The sequence below is a fragment of the Roseicyclus sediminis genome (assembly GCF_025515305.1).
Taxonomy (GTDB): Bacteria; Pseudomonadota; Alphaproteobacteria; order Rhodobacterales; family Rhodobacteraceae; genus Roseibacterium; species Roseibacterium sediminis.
The window spans coordinates 21,082-39,885 of the sequence record NZ_JAOPHT010000012.1 but is presented as its reverse complement, the minus strand read 5'-3'; the positions used below and the strand labels follow the sequence as shown (position 1 = coordinate 39,885).

Sequence of the window (18,804 nt, the reverse complement as noted above, 5' to 3'; positions counted from 1 at the left end):
GCCCCCATGTCGTAACAAAGCACAGCCAACCGGCGGAAAGCGAGACGCGAATGAAACGAATCCTGGTCAGCGCCTGCCTGCTCGGGCAGCCGGTGCGCTATGACGGGAGGGCCAAGGGGAAAGGCGAGGGCCTTCTTGCTCTGTGGCGGGCGGAAGGGCGTCTCGTGCCCCTTTGCCCCGAGATCGCGGGCGGTTTCTCCGTGCCCCGCGCGCCCGCAGAGATCGAGCCGGGCGCCTCCGGTGCGGAGGTGCTGACCGGCGGGGCGCGCATCCTCGACACCACGGGCCGGGACGTGACCGGTGGCTTTCTCGCGGGGGCCGAGGCGGCGGTGGCGCTTGCGCGCAAGACCGGATGCGCCTTCGCGCTCCTGACCGAGGGCAGCCCCTCCTGCGGCGTGGCGCGAATCCATGCCGGGCACTTCGATGGCACGACGCGGCCTGGCGAGGGGGTCGTTGCCGCCGCGCTCCGCACCGCCGGAGTGGCCGTCTACGGGCATGACCGCGCCGAGGAGCTCGCGCGGCGGCTTGCGCAGGTCGAGTGAAGGCCGGCCTGTCGTCCTCGCCACCGGGGCGAACCCCATCGCCCGTGTTGACAGCGCAGCGCCGAATCCGTATTGCCCGGGCTTCATCGGAGATTCACCGGCCGTCGAACCCGCGCATGGCGCGATCCGGTCGGCACTGACGGAGCGAGACAATGTCGAAGCGCACCTTCCAGCCCTCGAACCTCGTGCGCAAGCGCCGCCACGGTTTCCGTGCGCGCATGGCAACGAAGGCCGGCCGCAAGATCCTCAACGCACGCCGCGCGCGCGGCCGCAAGTCGCTGAGCGCCTGATCGCCGGCAACCTGCCCGGTGTCATGGCACCCGAGACGCCTCCGCCGACCGAAACGTCGACGGGGGTTTTTTCCGTTTCCGTCCTGAGGAAACGCGCCGACTTCCTGCGCGCGGCGCGCGCCCGCCGCGTCGGCACGCCCGCGTTCCTCCTTCAGGCACGGCAGAGGCATGGGGACGAACCGGCCGAAGGCATCCGCGTGGGTTTCACCTGCTCGAAGAAGGTCGGCAATGCGGTGGCCCGAAACCGGGCCAAACGGCGCCTGCGGGAGATCGCCCGCGCGATCCTGCCGCTGGAAGGACGGCCCGGCTGGGATTATGTGCTGATCGGCAAGAAGGACGAGACCGCCAGCCGCGACTTCGCCGCGATGAAGGCCGATCTCGTCCGCGCACTCAGGAGCGTCCACGGATGAGCCCTCTGGCCTATGTCGTCTCGCTGCCGGTCCGGTTCTACCGGCTGGTCTTCAGCCCGTGGGTCGGACATTCCTGCCGCTACCAGCCGACGTGCTCGGCCTACGCCATGGAAGCGCTGGAGAAACATGGGGCGATCCGGGGCACGTGGCTTGCGGCCCGCCGCATCGCCCGCTGCCACCCATGGGGCGGCTCGGGCGTGGACAACGTCCCCGACTAGCGCCGCTCGAAGTGGATGATGACCTCGCCCACCGGGATGCCGAAGCGCATCATGTAGGCACGGTTCAGAAGACGATCCTCGGTCAGTAGCCACATCCAGTCGTCGAAACTGACGCGGAGCGTCTCTCCGCCCGGAACCGGCAGGTCGATCGTGTACTGCCAGTTGAACATGTCGCCCGCCTCGCGGCCCGTAGCGGTGCCGATGACACCCGGCGCCGTGCCCTGCCAGGTCTCGTCCCCGGTCTTCGTGAGTGTCCACACGCGCCGTTCGGTCGATGCGTCCTCGTAGACGAAATCCTCCACCAGGGTCAGCGTCTCGCCGTCCCAGGTCCCCTCGATATCCACGGTGAAGCGCCGGCTGACATTGCCGAGCACGTCCTGGAACTGCCCGTAGGCCACGAGATCGCCCGCAAAGAACTCCTCGAGGTTCAGCTCCCGGTCCGACAGCGGCGGGGCGTCGAGAGAGGGGCGTCCGGCGCAGGCGGCGAGCGTCAGGACAGCGAGGAGGAGAAGGGCGCGCACAAGTGTCATGAAGGGCGAGCTAAGCCGCTTGACCGATTGGGCAAGGGACGCCCGCGCGCCAACGTGGGGAAAGCCCGGGACTAGAGCAGCACATGATCGGGGGGCACCGGCGCCGGGCCGCGTGTCGGCAATGCGCCGCCCGCCTTGCCCGCGATCGTCAGCGCGAGGTCTCTGAGCCATGGACCGTCGTCGAAGTAGAAGCTGTGAGAATAGACGCGTTCGCGTTTTCCGTCGTAGTCCGGCGACATGTAGCGGTCCGCGCAGGCGATGTCCTGCTGGTTCGCGCCGGTCGGATGCGGAAGACCGTCGCCGCCGATGCGCGGATCGCCGTGGATGATCTTCTCCGACAGGTCGAGCACCCGGTCCTTCGTGCTGTAGTAATTGGTGAAGCGGCCCGACCACGCGGACAGCAGACGCTCCCCCTGCTTGCCCGGCACGAACCACGGTTGGTCCAGGTCCGCGGCGACGAAGGCGACCTCGGACAGCTTGCGGGTCCCGGCGACACCCGACATCGCCATGAGGAACACATATGACCCCATGGAATGGCACAGGAGATGGACCCGCGTCTGCCCGCTGAGCGCCATGAGCGGCTTGATCCCGTCGGCATAGAGCGCCCGCGCGAAGTCCGGCACGCTGTCGCGGTCGGCGTGGTATTTCGAGAATTGCTCGCGGTTGGGCCAGGAATAGGCGACGATGCCGCCGCGATACCCGTGGTTGCGGAGGCCGGCCTTCACCTTGCGCAGGCGCCGCAGCATCCGGAACTGGGGGGTGTTGTAGCCATGCACGAAGACGACGACCTCGTCGGTTTCCATCTCGGACCGGAGTTTGCCGAGCCAGGTGGCCCTGTCCGTTCGGAAACCGGCATTGCGCCCCTCGTGGGGCAGGACGACATAGCTCGTCTCGTCGGCGATCTTCTTGGTGAACTCGTCCTTGGCCGCGTCATAGGCGCGGCTCGTGAAGAAGAAGAGCATTCGCGGTCCTCCTTCCCACCCTGGGCCGACGATAGCAGCATTTGCGACGGGCACCAAACCCGTTGCTCCGGATGCGGCCACTGGATATCAGGTCGCCATGCTCGACGAGACCGACGATATCCACCCGCTGTTCCACGGCGCGCCCCGCACGACGGAGTTCCGCAAGCTCCGCAAGCGGATCGTGCGCGACACACGCGAGGCGATCGAACGCTACGGCATGGTCGAGCGCCGCGCGCCCGACGCCCCGCGGGAGAAGTGGCTCGTGTGCCTGTCGGGCGGCAAGGACAGCTACACGCTGCTTGCCGTCCTGACGGAGCTGCAGTGGCGCGGGCTTCTGCCCGTGGACATCCTCGCCTGCAACCTCGACCAGGGGCAGCCGGGCTTCCCCGCGACGGTCCTGCCCGAATTCCTGGCGAAGATGGGCGTGCCGCACCGGATCGAGTACGCGGACACCTATTCTATCGTTATCGACAAGGTGCCGCAGGGGCGGACCTATTGCGCGCTCTGCTCGCGGCTCAGGCGCGGCAACCTCTATCGCATCGCGCGAGAGGAGGGGTGTTCCGCCGTCGTCCTCGGCCATCACCGTGATGACATTCTCGAGACCTTCTTCCTCAACCTCTTCCACGGCGGCAAGCTCGCCACCATGCCGCCGAAGCTCTTGAACGACGAGGGCGACCTCTTCGTGCTGCGTCCCCTCGCCCACGTGGCAGAGGAGGACTGCGAGCGCTTTTCGCGCGCCATGGGCTACCCGATTATCCCCTGCGACCTCTGCGGAAGCCAGGACGGCCTCCAGCGGCAGGCGATCAAGCGGATGCTCGACGAGTGGGAGACGAAGGCGCCGGGGCGGCGGGGCAAGATGTTCTCGGCCCTGATGAACGCGAGGCCCTCGCACCTCCTGGACCCCGCGCTGTTCGATTTCGCCGGGCTGGTCCGGGAAACCGAGAATTAGAGCGATTCCGCGTCGCGCGCTTAAGCCCCTGTCAGGCCTTTTCGCATAGTCCGGACCCCGACGGCCCGCGCCTCAGGCACCGGGCCCAGGCGTCTTTGGGACGGATGGCAGCGGACCGATGGCAGGGGACGGCGGCGCGGAATGAGCAGGGAGTTGCGACAGGGACTTGCGCACTGGCACGCGCGGCTGGGAACAGCCCTGTTGCGGACAGAGGTCCTGGCACTCTTCCCGATCCTCATACTCCTCGCATACCAGACCGGGCGGGAGGGCGCGGTCATCGCCACGGCGATGGCACTGCCCACTCTGCTGGCGCTGCGCAACATCGGCGGGGCAATGGCGCACCCGATGTACCCGTCCGGCGACCGGCGCCCGAACCGGGACACGATGGCCGCGATGCTGGACAGGATCGCCGCCATGGCGGGCATGGACACGGCCTGCTTCGTGCTCGCACTCGATGACCGGGAGGCCCTGGTCACCCGCTGGGGCCGCGACACGGCGCTCGCCCTTCACGACCGCTGCCGCTTGCGGCTGGAGGGCTCCCTGAGGCGCGGCGACCTGCTGGCCGACCTCGGCGAAGGGCGGTTCGGTGTCGTCCTGCATCCCGTCGAGGTCGCGCGCCTGGGTATCCGCGAGGGGATCGCCGCGCGCCTCTGCGCCGTCGTGGCCGAACCGCTGATCGTCGGCGACGCGACGTTGCGCCTGACGGCCTCGGTCGGCCACGCGGCGCTGCGCCAGGGCGGGGCAGACGCCGCGAGCACGCTGACCGGCGCCGAGAGCGCGCTGGAAGAGGCGATCCTTGCCGGCCCGAATTCCATCCGCGCCCACGTCCCCGGCCGCGCATTGACCCGACCCGGCGAGGATCCCCTTGCCGAAGAAGTGGCCGAGGCCCTGACCTCGGGCGCGATCAGGCCATGGTTCCAACCGCAGGTCGACGCCGTGACGGGCCGCGTGACCGGTTTCGAGGCGCTGGCGCGCTGGCACCATCCGCGCCTCGGCCTTCTCGGCCCCGCCCGGTTTCTCGACGCCGTGGCCGAGGCCGGGCGGATGGAGGCCCTCGGCCTCGCCATGCGTCGACACGCGCTGGCAGCGCTCGCCACCTGGGACCGCCATGGCGCCGATGACATTACCGTCTCCGTCAATGCCTGCGCGGACGAGTTGCGCAGCCCCACCTATGCCGAACAGGTCGCCTGGGACCTCGACACGCACGACATCGCGCCATCGCGGCTGGCCATCGAGGTGCTGGAGACCGTCGCCGCGACGGCACGCGACGACAGCATCGTCGCAACCCTCGGCGCGCTGCGCGGACAGGGCGTGGCGATCGAACTGGACGATTTCGGCGTCGGCCAGGCCTCGTTGCTCGCGATCCGGCGCTACGGGGTGCGCAGGATCAAGATCGACCGGTCTTTCGTGATCGGCGTGGACGCCGACGGCGAACAAAAGGCGATGGTCGGCGCCATCCTTTCGATGGCCCGGGAAATGGGGATCGAGGCGCTGGCCGAGGGTGTCGAGACCGAGGAGGAACGCGCGACGCTCACCGCGATGGGCTGCGCGGCACTTCAGGGTTTCCTGATCGGCAAGCCGATGCCACTGGCAGAAACGCTGCGCTGGCTCGCCTCGCGGGAGGCCGGCCGGTCCGATGGTCCGGCCGAGCGGGCGCTGCGCCCGGCGCAATGACCGACCCCTCGGAATGCGGCTCCGCGACAGGAAGCGCCGCGCGCCACCGCCCCGGCGTCCAAAACGCCCCTTGACCTTTGCAGGCCCCTTCTGTTGAACCCTCGTGACTTCGGACAGAGGATTTGTGGCGTCATGGACGATCAGAACCGAAACCTGATCCTGGCCACCGCGTTGAGCATGGTGGTCATCCTCGTCTGGTTCCTGCTTTTCCCGCCACCCGAACCGCCCGTGGATCCCAACGCGATCCCCGCCGAGACGGCGCTGCAGGACGGCACGGGCGAGAACATCGCCCTGACGCCGCCCCCCGCGGGGACGGACACGGCCACCGTGCCGACCGAGACCGCGATGACAGAGGTCGCGCTGGACGAATCCGCGCGGATCCAGATCGAGACCCCCTCGCTTGAAGGCTCGATCTCGCTCCGGGGCGGACGGATCGATGACCTTTCGTTGCGCGAATACCGCGAAACGATCGAGGAAGACGCACCCATCGTGCGGCTTCTCGCACCGACCGGAGGCGCGGAACCCTACTACGCGCTCTACGGATGGGCGCCCGCAGGCGATCTCGACTTCGAGGAAGTGCCCGGCGCCGACACACCCTGGCAACTGGAAAGCGGCGAGCGGCTGACGCCCGAAACCCCGGTCACGCTGATCTGGGATAACGGCGCGGGCCTCGTGTTCCGCCGCACCGTCGCGGTCGATGAGAACTACATGTTCCGCATCACCCAGACGGTCGAGAACACGGGCGACACCGAGGTCCGTCTCGCACCCTACGGCATCGTTGCGCGCCACGGCCTGCCCGACGATCTGCAGAACTTCTTCATCCTGCACGAAGGCGTCGTGCGCAAAGTCGACGGCCAGCTTGACGAGATCGGCTACGACAACGTCACCGAGCTCGACTTCGTGGAGCGCGAACGCGCGCTGGCCGAGGTCGTACCGGTCGAGCAGAACGGCTGGATCGGCTTCACCGACAAGTACTGGATGACCACGCTGATCCCCGGTGACGGGCAACCCTTCACCTCGGTCACCCGCTATGTCGCCTCGGCCGACATCTATCAGACCGAGGCGCGCCTGCCCGTCATCTCCGTCGCCCCCGGTGCAACCGGCGAGGTCACGACCCAGCTTTTCGCGGGCGCCAAGGAATGGGAAACGATCCGCGACTACCAGAACGAGGGCGGGATCGACCGGTTCATCGATTCCATCGACTGGGGCTGGTTCTACTTCCTGACCAAGCCGATGTTCTGGCTGCTGCACAACCTCAACCTGCTGATCGGCAACATGGGCCTGGCCATCATCGCGCTGACCCTGATCGTGAAGGCCGTGCTGTTCCCGCTCGCGTACAAGTCCTACGCCTCGATGGCACGCATGCGCGAACTGCAGCCCGAGATGGAGAAGATCAAGGAGCGCGCCGGCGACGACCGGCAGAAGCTCCAGCAGGAGATGATGGAACTCTACAAGAAGGAAAAGGTGAACCCCGCGTCGGGCTGTCTGCCGATCCTGCTTCAGATCCCGATCTTCTTCTCGCTCTACAAGGTGATCTTCGTCACGCTGGAGCTGCGCCAGGCGCCGTTCTTCGGCTGGCTGCGGGACCTGTCCGCGCCCGATCCCTCGTCGATCATCAATCTCTTCGGCCTGCTGCCCTATGACTCCCCCGAACCCGGGAGCCTGATGGCACTGATCTTCATCGGTATCCTGCCGCTCCTGCTCGGCATCTCCATGTGGCTCCAGCAGAAGCTGAACCCGCAGCCGACCGACCCGACGCAGGCCGCGATCTTCGCCTGGCTTCCCTGGGTCTTCATGTTCATGCTCGGCAGCTTCGCCAGCGGCCTCCTGGTCTACTGGATCGCCAACAACACGCTGACCTTCACGCAGCAGTACATCATCATGAAGCGGCACGGCTATTCGCCCGACCTCTTCGGCAACATCCGCTCAAGCTTCCGGCGCAAGAAGCCGGACGCCAAGTGAGCTGGCGACTGGCGCAGATCTGGCGCCACCCGATCAAGGGGATCGGGGCGGAGCGGCTGGATCGCGTCGGTCTTCGCATCGACCGGCCGCTGCCCATGGACCGCGCCTGGGCCGTTCTTGAAGAAGGCGGCGAGGCGAGCGAAGGGTGGCGGCCGTGCCGGAACTTCCTGCGTGGCGCGAAGGGGCCCTCGCTCATGGCGGTGCGCGCGCGCGTCGAGGGCGACAGGATCCATCTGTCCCATCCCGAACGGCCCGATCTCGCGATCGAACCCGGCACCGAAGGCGCGGCGCTCGCCCTCTTCGCCTGGCTGAAGCCGATCTATCCCCCCGACCGTCATCCGCCCGCCGCGCTGGTGCGGGCACCCGACTCGGGAATGTCCGATGCGCCCTTCGCCTCCGTGTCGGTGTTGAACGAATCCTCCCTGCGCGCGCTCTCGCAGAAACTCGGCCAGAACCTCGACCCCCGCCGCTTCCGCGGCAATCTCTGGCTCGACGGTCTTGCCCCATGGGAAGAATTCGACCTCGTGGGCAAGCGCCTCCGGATCGGCGACGCCGAGCTCGAGGTGATCGAGCCGATCGGCCGCTGCCGCGCGACCGAGGCCAACCCGGATACGGGCCGGCGCGATGCCGCGACGCTCGACGCGCTGGAGGAAGGGTGGGGCCACACCAATTTCGGCGTTTATGCCATGGTGCGCCGCGGCGGGCAGATCGCGGTCGGAGACACGGCGGTGCGGGTATGACGTCGCTCCCCTTCCCTCTGGCCGAAGCGCCCGACGCCGCCACCGCCGAGCGCGGCCGCCTCCTCTTCGCGCAAGGCGCCGAGTTCCTGAAGGGCGTGGTCGCCATGGACGGCCTGCCCCCCGCCGACCGGGCCGAGGTCTGCTTCGCCGGGCGCTCGAACGTGGGCAAGTCCACCCTCATCAATGCGCTCACCGGCCGCCGTGCGCTGGCACGCGCCTCCAACACCCCGGGACGGACGCAGGAGATCAACTACTTCACAATCGGCGACAGCCATTACCTCGTCGACCTTCCCGGCTACGGTTATGCCGAGGCGCCCGTCGAGATCGTCAAGAAATGGCAGGCGCTTCTCAAGGCCTACCTCTCCGGGCGCGCCACGCTCCGCCGCGCCTTCGTCCTGATCGACGCGCGCCACGGCATCAAGGCGGTGGACGAGGAGATCATGAGCCTTCTCGACACCTCCGCCGTGCCCTTTCAGGTGGTGATCACCAAGGCCGACAAGGTGAAGGAAAAGGACCGCGCCCGCATCCTCGAACAGGTGCGCGGGAAACTCGGTCTGCACCCCGCCGCCTTCCCGGAGCTGGTCCTCACCTCGTCGGAAAAGGGCGACGGGATCGAGACGCTCCGCGCCATCGTCGCCGATCTCGCCTGATCCCTTCATCTTTCTTCAAATACGCATCGCAACGCTTCACTCCGGCGCCCCGCTCGCCTATTGAGGCTCGACCCCTTCCCGGACCCGCGCACATGAAGACACGGACCATGACCCGCGACGACATCGCCACCGCCCGGACACTCTCCGAGGCCCTGCCCTATCTCCAGCGCTTCAACGATGCCATCGTGGTGGTGAAGTTCGGAGGCAACGCCATGGGCGACGACGCCGCCATGGCGACCTTCGCGCGTGACATCGTGCTTCTGCGCCAGGTCGGCGTGAACCCGGTCGTCGTCCATGGCGGCGGCCCCATGATCAACGAGCTTCTGGGCAAGCTCGGCATCACGACGGAATTCGTGAACGGCAAGCGCGTTACCGACGCCGCCACCGTCGAGGTGGTCGAGATGGTCCTCTCCGGCCTCGTCAACAAGCGCATCGTGCAGGCGATCAACGCGCAGGGGGGCAAGGCGGTTGGCCTTTCCGGCAAGGACGCCAACCTCATCCTCTGCGACCCGGAGGACCCGGCGCTCGGCTTCGTCGGCGACCCCGTGGAGGTCAATCCCGCGGTCCTGACGAACCTTTTCGGGGATGACATGATCCCGGTCGTGGCCCCGCTGGGCGCCGGGCGGAACGGCGAGACCTACAACATCAACGGCGATACCGCTGCGGGAGCGATCGCCGCGGCGCTGAAGGCCGATCGGCTCCTGCTCCTTACCGATGTCGCGGGCGTCAAGGATGCGTCGGGCGAGATCGTGACCGCGCTCAGCGCGGCCGAAGTCGAGGAGATGACGCGCGCCGGCACGATTTCCGGCGGCATGATCCCCAAGACCGAGACCGCGCTCTTTGCAGTGCGCAACGGCGTGCGTGCCTGCACCATCGTCGACGGGCGGGTGCCGAACGCGGTGCTGCTGGAGCTTTTCACCGACCACGGTGCGGGCTCGATGATCCGTGCCTGAAGAGGGCACCGCGCCCGGCTACGAAGATATCGCGGCAAGGGTCGCGGCCCATCAGCTCGGCATCTTCGGCGCTTTCCATCCGGGTCCGGATGACGGCGCCCCCGCCGACACCGGCACCCTCATCCTGCTCGGCCCCTCGGAGCCCGGGTTCTGGCCCCATCTGACGGGACAGCCGGAATGGCGGAATGCAGATCCCGATCCGTTCGACCGCTGGTCTCGCAGGGTCATCGGGCAGATCGCCTGCGATCTCGGGGCCAAGGCGCTCTTTCCCTTCGCCGGCCCGCCCTGGCAGCCCTTCATCGCGTGGGCGAAGCGCTCGGGCCGCGCCTGGGAAAGCCCGGTCGGCTTTCTGGTCCACGACCAAGCGGGGCTGATGGTTTCCTATCGTGGCGCGCTCGCGCTGAAATCGCGCCTCGACCTGCCGGCGCCTCCCGCCGAGGCGCCCTGCGCCATCTGCGACAGGCCCTGCCTCGCCGCCTGCCCGGTGGGCGCGCTTTCGGCCAACGGCTACGACGCCGCCTCCTGCCATGGCTTTCTCGACACGGAGGACGGAAAGGACTGCATGGAGACCGGCTGCGCGGTTCGAAGAGCTTGCCCCGTCAGCCGGACTTATGGACGATTGCCTTGCCAGTCGGCCTATCACATGCGCCGGTTCCATCCCTGACACCGTGACAAGGACCCGAGCGCCAAGATGATCCGCACCCTGATCCTGATCCGCCACGCGAAATCCGACTGGGACGATGCGGCGCTCGACGATCACGATCGCCCGCTGAACATCCGTGGACTGCAAAGCGCGCCACGCATCGGCGCCTGGCTGAGCCGGATGGGGGTGAAACCCGAGGCCGTGCTGTGCTCCACCGCCCGGCGCACGCGGGAGACATGGGCCGGTATCGCCTCGAGACTGCCCCATGCGCCCGAGCCGGAATTCCGGCGGTCGCTCTACCTCGCCGCGCCATCGGAGATCCTGTCGGCCATCCGCGATAGCGACGCCGGAACACTGGCCGTGATCGGGCACAACCCGGGCATCGGCGCGTTGGCATGGTCGCTCTGCCGCACACAGCCCGAACACCCGAAGTTCGGCCTCTATCCCACGGGCGCCACCCTGATCCTGCAGTTCGAGGCGCCGCACTGGGCCGACATCATGCCGGGGATGGGCCTTGTCGCAGGCTTTGCGGTGCCGCGCGAGCTGCCCGATCCGGACTGACCGGCCCATCATCTTTCCAGAAATACGCACCGCTTGAAAAGCGGAGGGCCGCGGGGGGCTCGATGCCCACCGCGGCCCTGTTCCGGTCGCGCCCCTTGGGGCGGGAAACCCCTCAGTGCCCGAGAATCTGGCTCAGGAACAGTTTCGTCCGGTCCGACTTGGGATTCATGAAGAATTCCTCGGGCTCGTTCTGCTCGACGATCTGGCCCTGGTCCATGAAGATCACGCGGTTCGCCACCTGGCGGGCGAAACCCATCTCGTGGGTCACCACGAGCATCGTCATCCCGTCTTCGGCCAGCTGGATCATTGTGTCCAGCACCTCCTTGATCATCTCGGGATCAAGCGCCGAGGTCGGCTCGTCGAACAGCATGATCCGGGGCCGCATGCACAGCGAGCGCGCGATGGCGACCCGCTGCTGCTGACCGCCCGAAAGCTGGCCGGGATACTTGTTGGCCTGCTCGGGGATCTTCACCTTCTCGAGGAAATACATCGCCGTTTCCTCGGCCTCGCGCTTGGGCGTCTTGCGCACCCAGATCGGCGCCAGCGTGCAGTTCTCGAGGATCGTGAGATGCGGGAAGAGGTTGAAGTGCTGGAACACCATCCCGACTTCCGAGCGGATGCGGTCGATGTTCTTGAGGTCGTTGGACAGAAGCGTTCCGTCCACCGTGATGGAGCCCTTCTGATGCTCTTCCAGCGCGTTGATGCAGCGGATCAGCGTCGACTTGCCCGAGCCCGAGGGTCCGCAGATCACGATCCGCTCTCCCCGGTTCACCGTCAGGTCGATGTCGCGCAGCACGTGGAACGTACCGTACCACTTGTTCATGCCGGCGATTTCGATGGCCACCTCGTCGGAGACCTGCATCTGCGACCGGTCGATCTGACGTTCCTCGACGGGGTTGGTGTGTGCCTCAGCCATGTGTCAGGTCTCCCTTAACGGTGATCGGTGCGGAGCTTGCGCTCCAGCCATTGCGAATACTGGCTCATTGCGTAGCAGCAGACGAAGAAGCAGAGCCCGATGAAGATGAACAGTTCCCAGTAGATACCGTTCCAGTCGGTCGTGGCCCGGATCGCGTTCGACAGGCCGATGGGGTCGAGAAGACCGATGAACACCACGAGCGTCGTGTCCTTGAACAGGCCGATGAAGGTCGACACGATCCCGGGGATCGAGATCTTCAGGGCCTGCGGCAGGATGATGAGGCGCATGGACTGCCAGTAATCGAGGCCGAGGCTGTCGGCACCTTCGTACTGGCCGCGCGGAAGCGCCGCGAGGCCGCCGCGCACAACCTCGGCCAGGTAGGCCGCGGAGAACAGCGTCACCATGATGATCACCCGCAGCATGAGGTCGAAGTTCGTCCCCGGCGGCAGGAAGTAGTTCAGCAGGAGCGAGGCCGTGAAGAGCCACACGATCAGCGGCACGCCGCGGATGACCTCGATGAAGATCACGCTGAACTTGTTGATGATGAAGAGGTCCGACTGCCGGCCGAGCGCAAGCAGGATGCCCAGCGGCAAGGACAGGATGATGCCCGCGATACCGATGACGAAGGCCAGCATGAAGCCGCCGAAGTCGTCGGAAGGCACGAACTCGATCCCGATCGGGATGGCATTGCCGAGCGCGCCCGCAATCGGGCCGACCGCGAAGAACCAGTAGAGGATCGGCACCACGAATGCCGCGACGATGCCGCCAAGGTCGCCGATCACGGGTGTCGCGAAACGCAGGACGGCCCAGCCGATGGCGAACCCCGCCGCCACCGCGAGCGGCCCCCAGATCGTGCCACCCCACAGAAGGAAGAACAGGACGAAGGGCGACGCCGCGGTGAACCACAGCATCTTGCGCGGCAGGCTGTCGTAGAGAACCGGCGCGATCGCCACGAGAAACAGGACGAGGGCGAGGACCGGGCGCCAGTAGAGTTCGGAGGGATAGAAGCCGAACATCAACTGGTCCCAGCGATCGGTCAGAACCGCCCAGCAGGCCACGCTGGCGCCTTCGCCATAAGTCGCATCGCGGACCTCGCGGCATTCGCTGAGGCTTCCGGCATCCCAGATCCCGAAAAGCATCCAGCCCGCGACGTGACTGACGACCCAATAGATCACGTACAGCGACACGACCGTCAGGATCGCGTTCAGCCAGGACGAGAACAGGTTCTCCCGCAGCCACTTGATGGCGCCCGCCTCGGTCGGCGGGGGCGCCTCCTGGGGAATCATCGTGTCGCGGACATAGGCGACGGTTTGTGCGTGCACCTCGCTCATGTCAGCGCTCCTTCAGCTTGACGGAGTTGTTGTAGACGTTCATCGCGCCCGAGATGATCAGCGATGTCGCGAGGTAGAAGCATCCCAGAAGCAGCATTCCCTCAAGCTCGCGGCCCGTCTGGTTGATCGTGATCCCCCCGAGCGTCGAACGCACGTCCATGTAGCCCACGGCGATGGCGAGCGACGAGTTCTTGGTGAGGTTCAGATACTGCGAGATGAGCGGCGGAATGATGACCCGAAGCGCCTGCGGCAGGATCACCAGGCTCATCGTCCGGTTCGGACGCAGGCCCAGCGCGTACGCGGCCTCCGTCTGCCCCTTGGAAATCGCCAGGATACCGGCGCGCACGATCTCGGCGATGAAGGCGCCGGTGTAGAGCGACAGGGCGAACCACAACGCGATCAGCGAGTTCCGCAGCTGGATACCACCCTCGAAGTTGAAGCCCGCAAGCTCGGGATAGCGCAGCGAAACCGGCTGGCCGAGCACGAAGTAGGCGAGGATCGAGGGCACGAAGAAGAGGCCGAGCGAGATCCAGAACACCGGCAGGATTTCTCCGGTCTCCTCCTGCCGCTTGTGCGCATAGCGGCGGAAGGCCCAGATCGCCACGAGCGAAAGCAGGAATACCGCGACGAGGATGCCGGAATTCGGCCCCCAGATCGGCGCGGGAACGAAGATGCCGCGGTTCGTGACCGCGACCGAATCGAACAGGATCATCGATGCGCTGGCGTCCTCGCCGCGGAAGTCGCGGGGCTGAGGCGCGGATTCGGTCATCACCGCGAAGATGACGAGGATCCACAGAAGCAGCGGGATGTTGCGGAAACCCTCGACATAGACCGCCATCAGCTTGGCCACGAGCCAGTTCTTCGACAGGCGCATCACCCCCGCGAAGATGCCCAGCACGGTTGCCACGATGCAGCCCAGGAAGGCGACGAGCAGGGTGTTGAGGATGCCGACCATGGCGGCTCGGCCATGGGTCGAGTTGTTCGAGTACTCGATCAGGCGCTGATTGATGTCGTAGCCGGCGCGATTGCCGAGGAACCCGAAGTCGAAATCCTTGCCCAGCGCCTGCAGGTTCGTGACCACGTTCATGAACAGGAACGCGATGCCGAGCATGATGAAGATGGACGCCACCACCTGGATCGTCAGGGATCGGTACCGGGTGTCATAGATCAGCTGGCTGAGCCGGAAGCCCTCGCTGGGCGGGTCGGTTATCGTCGCCATGAGTCGTCAGCCCCCTGTCTGTTGGAAATGCGCGATGTCTACGAGACGCCTGTGCAGCGTCCCGCGCGGCAATTTCCGAGCGGCAAACCTGAAGTCATGAAGAAAGGGGCGCGGCGTCGGCCGCGCCCCTTGTCGTCGATCTTAACGGAACGGCGGCGAGTAGAGCAGGCCGCCGTCGGTCCACTGCGCGTTCAGGCCGCGCGCGAGGCCGATCGGGGTGTTCTCGCCGATGTTGCCTTCGAAGATCTCGCCGTAGTTGCCGACGGACGAAATGACGCGAACCATCCAGTCGCCGTCGAGGCCGAGCATGGCGCCGTATTCACCTTCGGTGCCGAGCATCCGGTTGATTTCCGGGTTGTCGGTGCCGGTGGCAAGCTCTGCCACGTTGGCGGAGGTGATGCCGAGTTCTTCAGCCGAAACGAGGCCGTTCAGCGTCCACCGGACGATGTCGCCCCACTGGTTGTCGCCATGGCGCACGAGCGGGCCGAGCGGCTCTTTCGAGATGATCTCGGGCAGGATGACGTGTGCCGACGGATCCTCGAAGGTGGCGCGCGTCGCGGCAAGGCCGGAGGCGTCCGTCGTGTAGACGTCGCAGGCGCCGGCAAGGTACTGCTGCTGCGCCTCGGCGTTCGTCTCGATCGGAACCGGCTCGTAGCTCATGCCGTTCGACGAGAAGAAGTCGGCGAGGTTCAGTTCGGTCGTGGTGCCGGTCTGGATGCAGACGGTGGCGCCGTCGAGTTCCATGGCCGACGAGACGCCGAGGTCGCGCGGAACCATGAAGCCCTGGCCGTCGTAGTAGTTCACACCGACGAATTCGAAACCGAGATCGACGTCACGGCTGAACGTCCAGGTCGTGTTCCGGGCCAGCATGTCGATTTCACCGGACGCGAGCGCGGTAAAGCGCGTCTGGCCGGTGGTGGGCACGAATTCGACGGCCATTGCATCGCCGAGGACGGCTGCGGCAACTGCGCGGCACATGGCCACGTCGAAACCCTGCCACTCGCCGCTGGCGTCCGGTGCCGCGAATCCGGTCAGGCCGGTCGACACGCCGCAGTTGAGCGACCCGCGCTCCTGCACCTCGGCCAGCGTCTGGGCCGAGAGCGTGCCGGCCGCAACGGCGGCGACGGCGAGCGTGCCATAAAACACAGATTTCTTCATTTCTTACCTCTTCCTGATGGACTGCCCTTTGGGCTTGGTTTTGGTGTGCCCTAGGGGCATCGGCGAAAGTCCGTGAGAGCCTTTTCCCCCTCACCGCCCGCAAAATGGGCAAATAGGTCGCATAAGGTCAAGGGCTACGCGCCGTCGATTGACCCTGCGTAACCCGCAATCGTGCACGAAATATCGGCGCACGCCCGAAATTTGTGCAGTGTTATCATGAAACTGACGGGTTGGAGATCAGGATTCGGAGGAAAGCGACCAGAACCGCGAGGCGTGAAGGAATTGCTCAAGCTTGAACGCCGCGGCCTCTTCCGCCTCCTCATCGGCGCCCCATTGCTCGATCTGCCAGTCCTCGTCGATGCGGCTGAGCCGCCAGCCTGTGGTGGGTTCGATCCGCCCTTCCGCCACCGCGAGGCCGAGGATCAGGGAGCCTGACAAGGTCACCAGATCGTGAAGCGCGGTCAGGCGGAACACGTCGTGACCACGCACCGCCGCGTCCAGCCGCGCCAGCGACGCTTCGGGCTGTGCCACAGGCAGGATGCCGGCGGTCGGCACGAGGCGCGCGTCGTAGGCCTCGGCGGCCCAGTCGAGCAGCGGGTCCCAGCCTTCGGCCTGACGGAGAACCAGGGCCTCGGGGCTTTCGGCGCGATGGCACAGGAGGTCGGTCTCCGCATAGGCGGCCAGCATTCCCGCCACCTCGTCGCGCTGGGGCAGGACACGGTCGATCGCCGAATTGGCCGACCGGGTCACGGGCATGCGGCGCGGGTCGATCTCGTCACCGACGACCTCCCATTCCTCCGCCACGGCGCGGGCCATCGCCTCGGTCGGCAGGTCCATCGCCGCCTTCGCGGGCGTGCGCACGGGCCGCGCGTCAAGCAGGACCTGCCAGCCGTGATCTGCCTCGATCACGGTCACCTCGCGCCAGAAGCGCTTCGCCTTCCATCCTCCGGTCATGACGCCTGTAAAACCAAGTCGATGGCGGAGGGCAAGGCGGCAAAATCGTCGACGACAAGGTCCGCACCCACGGCGCGCAGCGCGTCGGCCGCATGGTAGCCCCAGCTGACGCCGATGGTGCGCAACCCCGCCGCACGGCCCATCTCGATATCGTAGGTGGTGTCGCCGACGATCACGGCACGGGCCTTTTCGACGCCGGTTTCGGACAGGCAGGCCTCCAGCATCGCGGGATGCGGCTTGGACGGATGGCCATCGGCCGTCTGCATCGTCTGGAAGACACCGTCGAAGCCGTGCAGCTCCACCAGGTGAGACAGACCGCGCCGCGACTTGCCGGTCGCGATCCCGAGAAGCGTCCAGGGATCGGCGGACAGCGCAGCCAGGCAGTCGCGCGCGCCGAGATAAAGCGGCGAAAGCGCGACGCCGGCGCCGTCCAGCCTGAGGGCGGCGAAAGCCTCCTTGTAGGCCGCCACGAGATCCCCGGCTCCGGCGCCCAGGTCCGGGGCGAGGCGTGCCATCGCCACGGGCAACGACAGTCCCACGATCGCCAGCACCTCCCCCCGCCGCGGCGCGGGCCGACCCATCGTCGCGAAGGCCCGATCCATCGCCGCAAGGATATGCGCCTGGCTGTCGACGAGGGTTCCGTCCACGTCGAACACGACGAGGCGAAGCTCGCTCATTCGTCGTCCTCGAAGGGATCCTCGGGCACGTCCGAGGCCGACCATTCCAGCGACGCCCAGGTCCGGGCCATGTGGTCCGGAAGCGGCGCGGTCAGGTGCAGGCGCGCGCCGGTGAAAGGATGGGTCAGTGTCAGGGACCGCGCATGCAGGTGCAGCTTGCGGCTGATCTCGCCTCCCAATTGCGCGCCCCAGCCGTCGCCGAGGTTTTCCTGACCGGACCCGCCATACTTGCCGTCGCCCACGATGGGATGGCCGATCTCGGCCATATGCGCGCGAAGCTGATGCGTGCGCCCCGTCACCGGAACGAGCGCGCACCAACTGGCCCGGGTGCCCAGCGCCGAAAGGACGGCGTAGTCCGTCACGGCGCGCTTGGCGTCGGGCGTCCGGTCGACCTCGTCGGGGTGGATGCAGCGCATCTTCTCGTTCTCGCCGCCCTTGCCGTGGCCAGGCGCCTTGACGAGGCCGTAGCGGATGGTGCCCTTGCGCGGCTGCGGCACGCCGGCGACGGCGGCCCAGTAGATCTTGCGCGTTTCCCTTCCGCGGAAGGCTTCGGTCAGCGCCTTGGCGCCGGCGCGGCTACGCGCGAGCAGGAGGACGCCGGAGGTGTCCTTGTCCAGCCGATGCACGAGGCGGGGCTTCTCGTCGTTGCCGAACTTCAGCGCCTCGGCAAGGCCGTCGACGTGCCGCGTCTGACCACTCCCGCCCTGGGTCGGCAACCCCGGCGGCTTGTTGAGCGCGATGATATGCTCGTCGCGGTAGATCACGGCGGCGCGGATCATCTCGGCATCTCGGTCGGAGACGGCCGTGCGTTGCGTCGGCGGCGCCGCTGCTTCGGGCAGGGGCGGGACGCGGACGGAGTTGCCTTCCTCGACGCGCGTCGCGGGCTTGGCGCGGGCGCCGTCCACGCGGATCTCCCCCTTGCGGCAGGCCTTCTCGATGCGGCCCTGCGTCAGCTGCGGAAAGCGCCGCTTGAGCCAGCGGTCCAGACGCTGGTCGCCCTCGCCCTGGCCGACGGTCACTGTCTGCACTCCGCTCATGCCGCAAGGCTCCGTGACAGGGCGAGGCCGGCGAACAGCGCGCCGACCGAAAGGACCACGTTCGCGACGACATAGAGCGCGGCGAGGCCCAGCGCGCCGCGTTCCCACAGCGTCACGGCCTCGAGCGAAAACGCCGAGAAGGTGGTGAAACCGCCGAGGATGCCGGTCGCCACGAAGGGCGAGAGGTGCGTAAGCCCACGATGCGCCGCAAGGCCGATGAACAGACCCATGGCGAAGGAGCCGGCCACGTTCACCGTGACGACGCCAAGCGGGAAGGCGGTGTGCCCGAACATCCGCACGACGCCGATCCCGGTGAGATACCGGAGAACGGCGCCGATGGCACCGCCAAGCGCGACCTGGAGGACGGGGGCGATCATGGGCGCGTGATGGTTGGGGCAAGGGGCGGTGTCAATGGCCGGCGGGACAAC

General features: G+C 67.0%; 22 protein-coding genes. 12 read left to right on the top strand and 10 right to left on the bottom strand.

Annotated elements, in window-relative coordinates; all coding sequences use genetic code 11:
- Positions 1-50 precede the first annotated feature (50 nt).
- The 4 genes from N8I71_RS14730 (at position 51) to yidD (ending at position 1,460) form a co-directional block, all read left to right on the top strand.
- On the top strand, positions 51-542 hold the full coding sequence (locus N8I71_RS14730; RefSeq protein ID WP_262878770.1) for a DUF523 domain-containing protein: 492 nt from the start codon (positions 51-53) through the stop codon (positions 540-542).
- A gap of 152 nt (positions 543-694) precedes the next feature.
- Positions 695-832: a 50S ribosomal protein L34 gene (rpmH, locus tag N8I71_RS14725; protein ID WP_025311815.1), complete on the top strand. Its 138-nt coding sequence runs from the start codon at positions 695-697 to the stop codon at positions 830-832.
- A gap of 23 nt (positions 833-855) precedes the next feature.
- Positions 856-1,242 carry a ribonuclease P protein component gene (gene rnpA, locus N8I71_RS14720; RefSeq protein WP_262878769.1) on the top strand — a complete coding sequence of 129 codons (387 nt, stop codon included), beginning with the start codon at positions 856-858 and terminating at the stop codon, positions 1,240-1,242.
- Complete coding sequence (gene yidD / locus N8I71_RS14715; RefSeq protein WP_262878768.1) at positions 1,239-1,460, top strand: membrane protein insertion efficiency factor YidD; 222 nt, start codon at positions 1,239-1,241, stop codon at positions 1,458-1,460. Before rnpA ends, yidD begins: the two co-directional genes overlap by 4 nt.
- Here yidD and N8I71_RS14710 read toward each other — a convergent pair.
- Positions 1,457-1,990, bottom strand: a complete 534-nt coding sequence (locus N8I71_RS14710) for a DUF3833 domain-containing protein (RefSeq protein ID WP_262878767.1) — start codon at positions 1,988-1,990, stop codon at positions 1,457-1,459. The two genes, yidD and N8I71_RS14710, sit on opposite strands and share 4 nt — an antisense overlap.
- 71 nt (positions 1,991-2,061) lie before the next feature.
- A complete protein-coding gene (locus N8I71_RS14705; protein ID WP_262878766.1) occupies positions 2,062-2,952 on the bottom strand; it encodes an alpha/beta fold hydrolase in 891 nt (296 codons plus the stop codon).
- Between the two features lie 97 nt (positions 2,953-3,049).
- Here N8I71_RS14705 and ttcA point away from each other — a divergent pair, with 97 nt between their 5' ends.
- The 8 genes from ttcA to N8I71_RS14665 all read left to right on the top strand — a co-directional run bounded on the left by ttcA (position 3,050) and on the right by N8I71_RS14665 (position 11,084).
- The gene (ttcA, locus tag N8I71_RS14700) at positions 3,050-3,901 is read left to right on the top strand and encodes a tRNA 2-thiocytidine(32) synthetase TtcA (protein ID WP_262878765.1); all 852 of its coding nucleotides are present in this window, start codon (positions 3,050-3,052) and stop codon (positions 3,899-3,901) included.
- Between the two features lie 141 nt (positions 3,902-4,042).
- Positions 4,043-5,575, top strand: a complete 1,533-nt coding sequence (locus N8I71_RS14695) for a GGDEF domain-containing phosphodiesterase (protein ID WP_262878764.1) — start codon at positions 4,043-4,045, stop codon at positions 5,573-5,575.
- Positions 5,576-5,707: 132 nt separating this feature from the next.
- Complete coding sequence (gene yidC / locus N8I71_RS14690) at positions 5,708-7,537, top strand: membrane protein insertase YidC (RefSeq protein ID WP_262878763.1); 1,830 nt, start codon at positions 5,708-5,710, stop codon at positions 7,535-7,537.
- Positions 7,534-8,277: an MOSC domain-containing protein gene (locus N8I71_RS14685; RefSeq protein WP_262878762.1), complete on the top strand. Its 744-nt coding sequence runs from the start codon at positions 7,534-7,536 to the stop codon at positions 8,275-8,277. Before yidC ends, N8I71_RS14685 begins: the two co-directional genes overlap by 4 nt.
- Positions 8,274-8,927, top strand: coding sequence for a ribosome biogenesis GTP-binding protein YihA/YsxC (gene yihA / locus N8I71_RS14680; protein WP_262878761.1), 654 nt, complete (start codon positions 8,274-8,276; stop codon positions 8,925-8,927). The genes N8I71_RS14685 and yihA overlap by 4 nt, the downstream gene beginning before the upstream one ends.
- Before the next feature lie 92 nt (positions 8,928-9,019).
- Complete coding sequence (argB, locus tag N8I71_RS14675; RefSeq protein ID WP_262878760.1) at positions 9,020-9,880, top strand: acetylglutamate kinase; 861 nt, start codon at positions 9,020-9,022, stop codon at positions 9,878-9,880.
- On the top strand, positions 9,873-10,544 hold the full coding sequence (locus N8I71_RS14670; RefSeq protein ID WP_406676104.1) for a ferredoxin: 672 nt from the start codon (positions 9,873-9,875) through the stop codon (positions 10,542-10,544). Before argB ends, N8I71_RS14670 begins: the two co-directional genes overlap by 8 nt.
- Positions 10,545-10,571: 27 nt before the next feature.
- The gene (locus N8I71_RS14665) at positions 10,572-11,084 is read left to right on the top strand and encodes a SixA phosphatase family protein (protein WP_262878759.1); all 513 of its coding nucleotides are present in this window, start codon (positions 10,572-10,574) and stop codon (positions 11,082-11,084) included.
- A gap of 112 nt (positions 11,085-11,196) precedes the next feature.
- On the opposite strand, the gene N8I71_RS14660 is transcribed toward N8I71_RS14665, so the two are convergent.
- From N8I71_RS14660 to crcB, 8 genes are all read right to left on the bottom strand, one after another.
- The gene (locus N8I71_RS14660) at positions 11,197-12,000 is read right to left on the bottom strand and encodes an amino acid ABC transporter ATP-binding protein (protein WP_316249255.1); all 804 of its coding nucleotides are present in this window, start codon (positions 11,998-12,000) and stop codon (positions 11,197-11,199) included.
- Positions 12,001-12,014: 14 nt separating this feature from the next.
- The gene (locus tag N8I71_RS14655; RefSeq protein WP_262878758.1) at positions 12,015-13,331 is read right to left on the bottom strand and encodes an amino acid ABC transporter permease; all 1,317 of its coding nucleotides are present in this window, start codon (positions 13,329-13,331) and stop codon (positions 12,015-12,017) included.
- Position 13,332: 1 nt separating this feature from the next.
- Entirely contained in the window at positions 13,333-14,550 is a 1,218-nt protein-coding gene (locus tag N8I71_RS14650; RefSeq protein ID WP_262878757.1) for an amino acid ABC transporter permease, read from the bottom strand.
- Positions 14,551-14,691: 141 nt separating this feature from the next.
- Positions 14,692-15,708, bottom strand: coding sequence for an amino acid ABC transporter substrate-binding protein (locus N8I71_RS14645; RefSeq protein ID WP_262878756.1), 1,017 nt, complete (start codon positions 15,706-15,708; stop codon positions 14,692-14,694).
- Positions 15,709-15,945: 237 nt separating this feature from the next.
- Positions 15,946-16,662, bottom strand: a complete 717-nt coding sequence (locus N8I71_RS14640) for an ATP12 family chaperone protein (protein ID WP_262878755.1) — start codon at positions 16,660-16,662, stop codon at positions 15,946-15,948.
- Complete coding sequence (locus N8I71_RS14635; RefSeq protein WP_262878754.1) at positions 16,659-17,339, bottom strand: HAD-IA family hydrolase; 681 nt, start codon at positions 17,337-17,339, stop codon at positions 16,659-16,661. The genes N8I71_RS14640 and N8I71_RS14635 overlap by 4 nt, the downstream gene beginning before the upstream one ends.
- A complete protein-coding gene (locus N8I71_RS14630; RefSeq protein ID WP_262878753.1) occupies positions 17,336-18,376 on the bottom strand; it encodes an RluA family pseudouridine synthase in 1,041 nt (346 codons plus the stop codon). Before N8I71_RS14630 ends, N8I71_RS14635 begins: the two co-directional genes overlap by 4 nt.
- Positions 18,373-18,753, bottom strand: coding sequence for a fluoride efflux transporter CrcB (crcB, locus tag N8I71_RS14625; protein WP_262878752.1), 381 nt, complete (start codon positions 18,751-18,753; stop codon positions 18,373-18,375). Before crcB ends, N8I71_RS14630 begins: the two co-directional genes overlap by 4 nt.
- Between the last annotated feature and the right edge of the window lie 51 nt (positions 18,754-18,804).